Origin of the sequence: Pedobacter chitinilyticus (genome assembly GCF_003313385.1) — a bacterium.
GTDB classification, from domain to species: Bacteria; Bacteroidota; Bacteroidia; order Sphingobacteriales; family Sphingobacteriaceae; genus Pedobacter; species Pedobacter chitinilyticus.
Genome location: NZ_QMHN01000001.1, coordinates 767,015 through 780,288 on the forward strand (window position 1 = coordinate 767,015; position 13,274 = coordinate 780,288).

Genomic DNA, 13,274 nt, shown 5'->3' on the forward strand with positions numbered 1-13,274 from the left:
ACTCTATTTTATAATTGTGATTTAAGCGTATCAAAATCAATATAACATTCTAATTATCAGTTGTTTGTGTTTTAATTGCTATTGTAAATATCACAATAACACCTCTATATTTACACTTGTCAAATCCCATTTTGACACTAACCCATTAAACCAAATTTTTAACTGTATGAGTAAAATTCTATCAAAAAGGATTTTGCAGAACGTAGCCATGGTGCTTCTTTGGTGTTTCTTTCTGCAACTTAAAGCCTCAGCTAGCATTCACAACGCTGAATCTGAAAAATCATTAAAAATATTTAAAAACAGTGCGCAAACGGAAATTACTGGTACCGTTACAGATGCGTCAGGTGTGCCTATGCCAGGTGTTGGCGTTAAAATAAAAGATACACAACTATCAGTAGTAACCAACGGTTCAGGAAAATTTGCCATCAGAACCAACAATTCAAATGCCGTATTGGTATTCACTAGCATTGGATATAAAACAAAAGAATTACCGTTGAACGGAAAAACCAGTGTAACAGTTACCCTAGAAGAAGATGATGCCAAAGGACTTTCTGAAGTGGTGGTAATTGGTTATGGTACGGCAAGTAGAAAAGATGTGACTGGTGCCATTTCCAGCGTTAACGCAGCCCGTTTAGAAAATGAAAATCCGCAAAGTGTGGCCGACATTTTAAAAGGTAATATTGCCGGGATGAGCGTAAGCTTAAATACTAGTGCTAAAGGTGGTGGTGATTTGTTGGTGAGGGGAAAATCAACCCTTACGGCTGGTAACTCGCCATTAATTGTATTAGACGGAATTATTTACAACGGTCAATTATCTGACATTAACCCTAACGACATTGAAAGTGTAGATGTACTGAAAGATGCCAGTTCGCTTGCTGTTTACGGTGCCAAGGCAGCAACTGGGGTTGTGGCCATTACCACCAAAAAAGGAACAGGATCTAAACCAACCATTACCTTTAATACTAATGTTGGTTTGGCTCAACTGGCACAAAACATGAGACCTTACGATGGTCCAGGTTTTTTAGATTGGCGTGCAGATGTAATGAGAAGCGGTGCTTCAACGCCAAGTTATATTTACAACGACCCAAGAAACCTGCCTGCTGGAGTAACCATTACACAATGGTTAAATGGACAAACTACTGCAGATCCTGTTGATTTATGGTTGAATAGACTTGGCTTAACCGCTAATGAAAAAGCCAATTATATGGCTGGAAAAACAACCAATTGGTACGATGACATTTTTAGAACTGGTTTCCGTCAGGACCATACTTTAAGTGTGAGCGGTAACAAAGAAGACATCAGATATTACATGTCATTAGGCTACCAAAAAAACCAAAACTTAATTGAAGGTGGCGAGTTTAGCACGGTAAGATTTAGGTTAAACCTAGAAAGCCAAATTGCCAAATTTATGACGGTTGGTGCCAATATCCAATACGCAGATAGGGACGAAGGTGCTATTGAAGCTGACTGGGGACAGTTGATCAACCTTTCACCATACGGAGACAAATACAATCCCGATGGCAGCTTGCGTAGAATACCAACGGATGATGTGGGCTTAAATGCCAGAAATCCATTTTTAGATATGACCTATAATAGCCGAATGAATAGACAAAATACCTTGTTCGGTAGTTTGTATGGTAAAGTAACCTTGCCATTCGGTATTACTTATCAGCTTAATTTTAGCCCTGGTATTGATATGTATCGTACATTCAATCACTTGTCTTCACAAAACCCTAACGTAATAACACCTGGAGGTTCAGTAACCAGAGCAAACGAAACTCGCTATAACTGGCAAGTAGATAACTTGATCAAATGGAATAGAACCTTTGGCAAAATCCATAACGTAGATGTAACCTTACTTGCAAATGCAGAGAAATATCAAACTTGGTGGACAAATGCAGGTAACTCAGGCTTTATTCCAAGCGATCTTTTGGGCTATCATAATTTAGCAGCGGGTATTTTGCCAACTGTAAATGCCGAAGATAAAGTATATACAGGTGATGCTTTAATGGCGAGAGTGAACTACAGCTTGATGCAACGCTATTACCTTACTTTATCGTTAAGAAAAGATGGCTATTCAGTATTTGGTGTGAACTTTAAAGATGCTACTTTCCCAGCGGCGGCATTAGCATGGACATTTACTGAAGAGTCGTTCATGAAAAACATCAAATGGCTAAACTATGGTAAATTACGTTTTTCATATGGTATAAATGGTAACAGGGATTTACGTAATCCAAGCAATGGTACGGTTGAGCCTTATGCGGCTTTGGCGGTATTAACCACAGGGAAATCAGTTGGTTTTGATGCCAATGGAAACGTAGTATCGATTACGACCTTGGCTAACGGTGGTCGTATGGCCAACTCTGATTTAAGATGGGAAGAAACCAAGGCGTTTAACGTTGGTTTAGACTTTTCTGTATTAAAAGATAGGTTAAGCGGAACAGTAGAATTCTATTCTAAACAAACCAATAACCTTTTGGTAGAGCAAAAAGTACCTGATATCACTGGATACGATTATGTTTATTCAAACCTAGCTGAAATCAAAAACAAGGGGATGGATATTACTTTGAACAGCAGAAACTTTAGTAGCACCAATTTCAAGTGGAATACGAATTTCACCATGTCTTTCTCTAGAAATAAGATTGTTAAACTGGCATTACCAACTGACGACCCTGCAAACGGTTGGTTCATTGGTAGAGATATCAATAGTGTTTGGGATTATAGAGTGGTAGGCGTATGGCAAGAAAACGAAGTAGCCGAAGCCAATAAGTTTAATAAGGCAATTAGACCAGGTGATTTCAAATTACAAGATAGAGATGGAAACTATGTGTATGGTGATGCGGATAAAGATTTCTTAGGATTTACCACACCCCGCTTCATTTTTGCGATGAGAAACGAATTTAATATCTTCAAAAACTTCGATGTTTCTTTCCAATTACTTTCTAACTGGGGACAATTAAAACAATTCAATACCGCTAAAAACCAACCAGGCAGTGTGGGATTTGCCCGTATGACTTCATATCAAGTTCCTTATTGGACCCCGTCTAATCCAATTAATGATTATTCAAGATTAAATTCAGGAACAAGCGGTACCAGCTTTAACGTTTACAGAGATAACTCTTTCATCAGATTAAACGCTGTAGCGGTAGCCTATTCGTTACCACAAAGTTTACTAGGCAAAGTGAAAGTGAAAAATGCGAAAATATACGCCAACGTAAATAATGCCTACGTATGGACCAAGGATTGGAATTTCTGGGATCCAGAGAATAATGGCCCTACACCAAGAATTTACACCTTAGGTTTGAATGTTTCTTTATAATGCTAATCAAAATGAAAAATATAAATAAGAAAATTGCTGTATCATGCTTATCGGTAATCTTGTTGGCCGATATGGGTTGTAAAAAAGCCTTTTTAGATACAGATATGCTATCTACTTACCAGCCAACAAGTTTAAATACACCAGCGGCAATGCGTTCTGCCCTGGCTGGCGTATCCACAATCGTAAGAAGTGAATATTTTGGAGACTCGGCGCCAATGCTAACCGAATCGATTTTTTCAGATGTGGCTGTTGAAGGTACTACTGATAAAAGTACACCAGCTCAAGATTTAGTTACCCGTATTACTCCTGATGCCAATTTAAACAGTGACGATTACAACAAAATTGGATGGTACTGGACCAATGAATATCGTGCCATCAGGCAGGCCAATACGGTAATTACCAATATTGATATTCCTAAATATGCTTCTGAAGCAGAGAAAAATGCCATTTTAGGAACGGCTTATTTCTACAGAGCTTATTTCTATTACAAATTGGTACATCAGTTTGGCGATATCCCGGTTTTACTAAAAGATTTGGATGCCCCACGTACCGATTTTTATTCGACCAAAAGAGAAGTGATTTTGGCAAGAATGAAAACGGATTTGGAATTTGCTCAAACTTGGGTAACCGATAATGTGGCTAAAGGCGAAGTAACTAAAGGTGCGGTAAGCCATTTGCTCACTAAAGTAAATTTGGCCCTAGGTAAATTTGACGATGCCATCACTTCGGCCACCAATGTGATTAATGGCGGTAAATATGCCTTAATGACCACTCGCTTTGGTAGCACTGCTGCTGATATCACTAAAAACGTGGTATGGGATTTACACAGAATGGATAACAAAGCTATTCCTGCAAATAGAGAAGCTTTATTTTTAGTATTGGATAGAGAAGCATTTCGTGACTTAGGTGCAACCGCCAATGGTTCACAATTGATGCGTAATACCGTACCAGCATGGCACTTTGCCAACGTAAAAACGCCTTCTGGAGCAACAGCAATGGTAGATGCTGCTACTGCAGAGATTCCATTGACTAGAATGTATGGTAGAGGTATTGGAAGGTACCGTGGTACACCTTACAGTACACAATACATTTGGACCGACAATACAGATTATAGACATGCTAAAGGAATGTGGATGGACATGACGGATTTAGTTTACAACAATCCAGCATTAAAAACCTCTTCAAATTTAGCCGACAGAGCATTATATGGTCAACCATTGCAACCTTATAACTCATCAAACGTAGCACAAAGATTTCAAAACGGCGCTTTAGATACCATTCGTCACTGGTTTGGCTGGCCACACTACAAAGTATTCATCAATTCAACCAATGCCTTGGCAACTGACCCTTATTGGAATCCGCCTCGTGGTACTAATACCGATTGGTATGTGTTCCGTTTAGCAGAAACGTATTTATTACGTGCAGAGGCTTACTATTGGAAAGGCGATTTAGGTTTGGCCATGGCTGATATTAATGAAGTTAGAAGACGTGCTAATGCAACCCTTTTAACTGATGCCAGCAAAGTTACCATCGGTACCATTTTAGATGAGCGTGCAAGAGAATTGTTCTGGGAAGAGTCACGTAAAACAGAGTTAACTCGTATAGCTTTCATTTTTGCACAAACGGGTAAACCTGCCTATAATGGTAAAACATACAGCTTGGCTACTTTTTCAGATAACAACTTCTTCTATGATCGCATCATGGAAAAGAATGATTTCTACAAAAATAATGTACCAACGTTACAAGGGGTAAAATATACTATAGCCTCATATCATGTATTATGGCCAATTCCTGCATCAGCACAAAGATTTAATACCACAGGACATATTAACCAAAACAAAGGTTATATAGGCTATGAAAGCAATGTTCCTGCAAAGGACAAAATTGAGTAATGGTTTTTTTTCATAAAATAGGTTAGTAGATTGGAGGAGCATCCAAATGGATGCTCCTTATTAAATCACTTCCCCCATAATTCTAATAGTATCCCTCTAATTGATCACTCGTTAAAAGTATCTTCTTGAAAACAAAACTCACTTTCCTTCTTTTATTCAGCTTCCTTCAAGTCTTTTCACAGTCGAAAATAAATGTAAAACCACGAACGGCAATTAATATCAATCAAAACTGGAGCTTCTCCAAAGATCCTAAAGCTCAAGGTTATGCGCTGCTAAAATACACGCCTGTAAATATTCCCCATACCTGGAATGCCTTTGATGTATTAGATGATGTGCCTGGTTATTATAGAGGTGCGGGCTACTATAAAAAAAAGCTTCAACTTCAACCTAGTTGGAAAACAAAGAAAATATATCTTGATTTTGGTGGAGCAAACCAAGAAACAGAAGTTTATTTAAATGGCAAAAAAATTGGACAGCACATCGGCGGCTATACTGGTTTCATGGTTGCATTAAACGATTTAAAATTTAATGGCAATGATGAAATCATTGTAAAAGTTGATAATAGTTACAATGAAGCCATAGCCCCATTAACGGGCGATTTCACCTTTTTTGGCGGCTTATACCGAAATGTTTCTTTGGTAATTGTTAACGATGCGCATTTTGCAGAAGAGCAATATGGCACAAATGGCGTATACATTCATGCAGAAAATGTCAGCCAGCAAAATGCCACCATTCAAGTGAAAGGCAATATCGCTGATCACACAGGCAAACAGTTGAAAGTAATCACTACCATTATCGATGCAGTTGCCAATAAAGTGGGAGAAAGTAGCATCGTTGGTGTTAATGCTTTTCAACTCCCTCAAATACAAATCAAGAACCCAATTTTATGGTCTCCCGAAAGACCATATCTATATAAAACCATCACCAAGCTGATAGATCCAACCACGAATAAAGTATTAGACGAAATTAAAATAAATGTTGGCTTAAGATATTTCAGTTTTGATGCTGAAAAAGGCTTTTTCTTAAATGGAAAGCAAACCAAATTAATCGGTGCTAGTCGTCATCAGGATTTTGCAAAAATGGGTAATGCCGTACCTTCGGCATTACAAGTAAAGGATGTAGAACTGCTCAAGGAAATGGGCGGGAACTTTTTGCGTGTAGCACATTATCCCCAAGACCAAGCCATTCTCGACGCCTGCGATCGTTTGGGTATTTTAGCCTCGGTTGAAATTCCAATAGTGAACGAAATCACGGAAAGCGAAGCCTTCTACAACAATTGCAAAGCCATGCAGGTAGAAATGATCAAGCAAGGCTACAACCATCCAAGCATTATCATGTGGGCCTATATGAATGAGGTATTGCTTAAAATGCGCTACGGAAATGATCCAGAGAGAAAGAAGACCTATTTAAAGAATATTGAAAATCTTGCACAGCAATTAGAAGATTTGACCCGCAAAATGGATCCTACACGCTATACTTTAATGAGCAATCATGGTGATGTAAATGGATATACCAATGCAGGTTTAACTAAAATCCCTATGGTGGTAGGATGGAACCTTTACCAAGGTTGGTATGGTGGAAAATCGGAAGACTTTGGCCCTAATTTGGACAAGATACATGCAGCCATGCCCGATAAACCTTTAATGGTGACCGAATACGGGGCAGACGTTGATCCAAGAATACACGCCGACCTTCCTGTGAGGTTCGACAAAAGCTTGGAATATGGAATGGACTACCATCAAATCTATATCAAAGCCATTATGCAGCGTCCCTTCATTGCGGGTGCTGCAGCGTGGAATTTATCCGATTTCAGTTCTGAAACTAGAAGCGAAACCATGCCAGGTATCAACAACAAAGGATTGCTCACCTTGGATAGAAAACCAAAAAACACCTATTTCTTATACAAAGCAAACTTTAGCCCAGTGCCTTATATTAAAATTGGTGATGGTTCATGGACATTAAGATCTGACGTTAAGACTAAGCAAAATCTAAGCGTCATCAGTAATTTAGATAGCGGAACGTTAACGGTAAATGGAAAGACTTACGAAAAAAAGGCATTTAAAGAAACACTCGCCAATTGGCAGATTGATCTTAAATTGGGTAAAAATACAATCATTGCCAAAGGCTACAAAAATGGAAAGTTATTTACTGATCAAAGTACTATTGATTTTGTGTTGCAGCCACAAGCCTTTTTAAATGGAACCCATTCTTTTAATATCCTAATGGGTTCACAAAGACAATTTATAGATGACCAGCAACGAATTTGGCTACCAAGCAAAGCTTACGAACAAAACGGCTGGGGACATTTAGGTGGCGAAGCATTCAAAATTAAGAATAGTGGTAGGATGGCTTATGGTTCAGATAAAAATATCCTGGGAACACAAAACGATCCTATTTACCAAACCCAGCAGGTAGGTATAAATGGATACCAGCTCACTGTACCTAAAGGAAAATATGAAATCACCTTACATTTTGCAGAGCTCATGGGAAATGGCATACAAACCAATTTACCCTATAACTTGGATAGCTTGATTGCAGAAGGGAAGGATGTGCCACCTCAACGTATTTTTGATGCTTACTTGAATGGCAAACTGATAATTAAAGCTTTAAACCTAGCAGCTAAATATGGCGTCGCCCAAAAAGTAGAAAGAAAGTTTGAATGTACTGTTAGCGATGATAAGGGTATCCAAATCACTTTTAAAAGTGTAGAAGGAAAGCCTGTTTTAAATGCACTTCAGGTGAAAAAAGTAAAATAATAGTCTGCCAAAAAAGAAGATTAGTCCGCAAACGTTTTCGTGTTTTTTCGCAGCTATTTTTTCAACATGTTTTGGTTTGGAGTAGACATCATTAATTATTCAAAAGTAATTGATATATGTTAATGAAATTATCTCCAAAACGATATTAATAAGCTTTATTTCAGTTAATTAAAAAGAAATAAAACATCAAAAAGGTTATACTGTAGCACTAACGAACTAAACAACGAAACGACATTTTCTATTAGACTTATTCGATTAAAATGAAGCAGCACATAAGGGAGATAGTTTGCCAAACAAAAAGCGTTTTGTAGCTTACAGGGATAAAAATGTTGGAGGAAATCCTGCATTCAACCAAATAAAAACTTTAAGTATGTTCAAAAAAATCAAACTGCTATTTCTATGCTTAATTGCAGTAAGCCAAGCTTTACAAGCTCAAAATTCAAAACGGTTAAATACGGATTGGGAGTTTGTAAAACAAGATTTAGGCGGTATTTGGGAAGCTGTGCGTACCGCAGGCAAAGGAAACCCAGAAGAACTTCCGTTTTGGCAAAAAGTTAATTTACCGCATTGCTTTAATGCTACTGATGCCACCAATCCCGATGTTCATTATTATCAGGGACCAGGTTGGTATCGCACCAATATTGATATAGAGAACCCGTACACCAACGGTAGAACGCTATTACATTTTGAAGGCGCAGGGCAAAAAACCGAAATATACATTTACACGACTAAAGTAGCTTCACATGTGGGCGGTTACGAGGAATGGACAGCTGACATTACCGATGCCGTAGCTGCTTTTAAGAAGCTACCTGTTTATAAAACGCAATTCAAGGGCAAGGTACCAGTCATCATTCGTTGTGATAACAGTAGAGATTTGGAAATGATGCCATCCAGTTTATCTGATTTCAACGTTTACGGGGGACTTTATCGCTACCTAAATTTAGTGTACAATCCGCCTTTGGCTGTAGATAAGATTTTTGCTAATGCTTCAGTTGACGCCAAAGGAAGTTTGGGTAAACTGTCTATAAAAGCGAGATTGCTTAACGCCGATCAAATCAAAACAGCAACCCTAAAAATCAACTTGGTTGATCCAAGTGGAAAAAATGTTTTGAGCATCGATAAAAGCATCAATACTTTTAAAGGTGATTCCTTATTGCTGGAAACCAGTGTCAAATCGCCAAAATTATGGTCGACAGAGTTACCACACCAATATGAAGTAAAACTGAGTTTATCTGCCAATGGACAAACTTACCAATTGAGTCAAAAGATAGGATTCAGGCATTTCGAATTTGTAAAGAAAGGCCCGTTTACGATTAATGGAAAACGATTGTTGCTACGAGGAACGCATCGACACGAAGACCATGCTGGAGTTGCCGCTGCCATGACGGAAGAAATGATGGTAACTGAAATGAAGATGATGAAGGAAATGGGGGTAAACTTCATTCGCTTGGGTCACTACCAACAATCTCGCATCATTCTTGACCTTTGCGATAGCCTAGGTATTTTGGTTTGGGAGGAAATTCCTTGGTGTCGTGGTGGTTTGGGCGGCGCAGTTTACCAAGCTCAAGGCAAACGTATGCTGACCAATATGATTGAACAACATTACAATCATCCATCCATTATTATTTGGGGATTAGGTAACGAAAACGACTGGCCTGGTGATTTCAGCGAATTTGATAAAGAAAAGATCCGCACTTACATGAAAGAGCTTAATAACTTGTCGCACCAATTAGACCCATCAAGAAGCACGGCCATTAGACGTTGTGACTTCTGTAGAGACATTGTCGATGTCTATTCACCTTCTATTTGGGCGGGTTGGTATCGTGGCAACTACACCGAATATAAAAGTGTTTCGCAAGGCGAATTTGATAAGTCAGACCGTTTCCTACATGTAGAATGGGGAGGAGATAGCCATGCCCGACGTCATTCTGAAAATCCAGACAATGCTTTGTTAAAGATCAGACAAGGCGGCGGTGCCGATGAAAGGGCAGGAGATGCCTCTTTATACGGTGGCGCTGCAAGGGTAAGTAAAGATGGTGATTGGAGTGAAAGTTATATTGCCAACCTCATCGACTGGCATTTGAAAGAACAAGAAACCATGCCTTGGCTTTCGGGAACGGCCTATTGGCCTTTTAAAGATTTCAGTACACCTATCCGCCCTGAAAATCCAGTACCTTATGTGAACCAAAAAGGAGTAATTGAGCGTGATTTCACCAAAAAGGAGTCCTTCTATATTTTCCAATCTTATTGGACCAACATCCCAATGGTACACATTTACGGGCACTCATGGCCAGTACGTTGGGGTGCAGAAGGTGAAGAGAAAATGGTAAAAGTGTACTCTAATTGTGATGAAGCTGAACTTTTTGTGAATGGAAAAAGCTTCGGCGTGAAGAAACGCAATAGTCAAGATTTTCCTGCTGCGGGCTTACGTTGGTCGGTGCCAATGCAAAAAGGAACTTATCATTTTAAAGTAGTCGCTAAAAAAGGTAAGTTAACCGTTACCGATGAAATTACGCAAGAATATCAGACTGAAAAATGGGCCAAACCAACACAACTTACTTTAAATAAAATCAGCGAAGCCGATGGTGTAGCCACCGTAGAAGTAAAAGCTTACGATGCGAATAAAGTACTTTGTTTAGATGCTGCCAATGAAGTTAATTTCAGTTTAATTGGTGATGGAGAACTCATTAAAGACCAAGGAACTTCTACGGGGTCTTCTAAAGTTCAACTTTATAACGGACGAGCGATGATTAAGCTTAAAACCAACCAAAAGAAAAGTATCGTATCCGTAAGTGCTAAAGATTTACCAACCGTTTTTCTAAATATTGAATAACATATGATCATGATGAAAAGCCTGAAACTATTCCTATTATTCACCGCGGTTACTGTTACCGCTGCGTTTGGACAAAATACATTTAAAGCACAAGCCACCACAGTTTTAAAAGCACAAGTACTTAAGGAAGCAGCTTGGGCCATGAAACAGCAACCTGTTACCGTTACGGCAAGCAGCTCTCCTAAAAGTGCAGGCGGCAAACACGATTTCTTTTCGGAAGCCGACTATTTTTGGCCAGACCCTAAAAATCCAGAAGGGCCATACATCAACAGAGACGGGATGTCGAATCCCGAAAATTTTGTAGCCCATCGCTATGCCATGATTCGCTTTAGTGAAATCATTGGTGCATTGGCTTCGGCTTATCAAATTACTGGCGATGAAAAATACGTTAAGCATGCCATTTCGCACCTAAAAGCATGGTTTGTGAACCAAGAGACTTTAATGAATCCCAATTTAGCTTACGCACAAGCCATCAAAGGCTTATTTACAGGTAGAAGCTGGGGGATTATTGATTCTATTCATTTGATGGAAGTAGCACAAGGAGTGATCGTGATGGAAAAATCAAAGTCATTGGATAAAGCAACTTTAGCCACCATTAAAAAGTGGTTTTCGGATTATATCCTGTGGTTAAACACGAACAAGAATGGGATTGCAGAAAAAAATGCGAAGAACAATCATGGAACTTGTTGGGCCATGCAAGTCGCTTCTTTTGCCAAACTGGTAAATGATCAGCCTATGCTCGATTCGTTGAGATTGCAGTATAAAAACGTGTTTTTGCCTAATCAAATGGCTGATGATGGCAGTTTCCCATTGGAGATGAAAAGAACAAAACCTTATGGATATGCTATTTTCAACTTAGATGCGATGACCACTTTATGCCAAATACTGTCAACCCCAAAAGATAATTTATGGACCTACGAAACCACTAATGGTAAATCCATTAAAAAAGGACTGGAATTTCTATATCCCTACATTGCAGATAAATCAAAATGGACTTTAAAACCCGATGTAATGTATTGGGAAAACTGGCCAGTGGCACAGCCATTCCTTTTATTTGGTGCCAACCAGTTTGGTAAACAAGCTTGGTTTAACACTTGGAAAAGTTTAGATTTAAAACCAACTAATGCCGAGGTCATCAGAAATTTACCCATCAGACACCCATTAATTTGGTTGTAATCCAATAATAGAACTAGGACAAAACAAGTATAAACACATATGAAACTAAAAATTACTGCCGCATTATTGCTTGCCACGTTAGGAGCGCAGGCGCAAAAAATAGATGTTGCTAAGTCGATCAAATCTGCAGAACTTCAAACCGATATTTTGGTTAAGAATGTAGATTCTGCTAGAAAAATCAAACCTAATCTGGTATCACCTAGAACGGTGGAAAAGGGTCAGTTAAAAATGGTGATTTCCAGAGATTGGACCAGTGGCTTCTTTCCAGCCCAATTATGGTATTACTATGAATTTTCGAAAGATAAAAAATGGCTAGAATTGGCGAAAAAATATACCGAGGACATCAAGAAAGAACAGTTTAACAAAGGTACGCATGATTTAGGTTTCATGATCTTTTGTCCCTTTGGCAATGGCCTTCGATTAACTGGCGATACCGCTTATAAATCTGTCATTATCCAAGCCGCAAAATCTTTGTCGACACGTTTTACGCCAAGTACGGGTGTCATCAGATCATGGGATCATAATGGCGACAAATGGAAATATCCAGTAATCATTGATAACATGATGAACCTAGAATTGCTATTTGAGGCCACTAAATTTACAGGCGATTCTTCTTTCTACAAAATTGCCATCAGCCATGCCGATCATACGATTAAAAACCATTATCGCCCTGATTTCAGCTCATGGCATGTGGTAGATTACGATGTACAGACGGGTAATGTCATTAAAAAAACAACCGCACAAGGTTACGCTAACGAATCCTCATGGGCTAGGGGCCAAGCTTGGGGATTATACGGTTACACCATGTCGTATCGCTACACCAAAAAGCCAGCCTATTTAGCGCAAGCTGATGCCATCGCCAATTACATCCTCACAAATAAAACTACACCTTCGGATGGCGTTCCTTATTGGGACTATAATGACCCAAAAATTCCTAACGTTTCGAGAGATGCTTCGGCGGCAGCCATTACCGCCTCTGCTTTGTATGAATTGGCTAAATACAGTAAAAATGCCAAACGCTATAAAGCAGCGGCCGATAAAATCCTTTACAGCTTAAGCACGGCTTATACCAGCAAAATTGGCGATAACTACGGTTTTGTATTGGAGCATAGCACAGGTCATTTGCCTGCAAACTCAGAAATTGATGTGCCTATCAACTATGCTGACTATTACTATATTGAAGCCTTATTGAGATACAAAGGGAAGTTTAACTTCTAATAACAACCTCTGGTGGGTGTTATCACCAACCACGCTTTCTAAGCGATTTAGAACAAATATAAGGCCTCAGTAATTTTAGT

General features: G+C 39.0%; 6 protein-coding genes. All 6 read left to right on the plus strand.

Annotation, left to right across the window (positions count from 1 at the left end):
• Positions 1 to 166: 166 nt before the first annotated feature.
• On the plus strand, positions 167 to 3,319 hold the full coding sequence (locus DUT70_RS03250) for a SusC/RagA family TonB-linked outer membrane protein (RefSeq protein ID WP_240432012.1): 3,153 nt from the start codon (positions 167 to 169) through the stop codon (positions 3,317 to 3,319).
• Between the two features lie 11 nt (positions 3,320 to 3,330).
• Positions 3,331 to 5,211, plus strand: coding sequence for a RagB/SusD family nutrient uptake outer membrane protein (locus tag DUT70_RS03255; RefSeq protein WP_162926560.1), 1,881 nt, complete (start codon positions 3,331 to 3,333; stop codon positions 5,209 to 5,211).
• 125 nt (positions 5,212 to 5,336) lie between these two features.
• Complete coding sequence (locus DUT70_RS03260; protein ID WP_113645854.1) at positions 5,337 to 7,967, plus strand: glycoside hydrolase family 2 TIM barrel-domain containing protein; 2,631 nt, start codon at positions 5,337 to 5,339, stop codon at positions 7,965 to 7,967.
• A gap of 370 nt (positions 7,968 to 8,337) precedes the next feature.
• Positions 8,338 to 10,800, plus strand: coding sequence for a glycoside hydrolase family 2 TIM barrel-domain containing protein (locus DUT70_RS03265; RefSeq protein WP_113646550.1), 2,463 nt, complete (start codon positions 8,338 to 8,340; stop codon positions 10,798 to 10,800).
• Between the two features lie 9 nt (positions 10,801 to 10,809).
• Positions 10,810 to 11,976: an alginate lyase family protein gene (locus tag DUT70_RS03270; protein ID WP_205529722.1), complete on the plus strand. Its 1,167-nt coding sequence runs from the start codon at positions 10,810 to 10,812 to the stop codon at positions 11,974 to 11,976.
• Between the two features lie 39 nt (positions 11,977 to 12,015).
• Positions 12,016 to 13,194 (plus strand): glycoside hydrolase family 88 protein, encoded by a 1,179-nt coding sequence (locus tag DUT70_RS03275; RefSeq protein ID WP_113645856.1) that lies wholly within the window; start codon positions 12,016 to 12,018, stop codon positions 13,192 to 13,194.
• Positions 13,195 to 13,274: the final 80 nt, after the last annotated feature.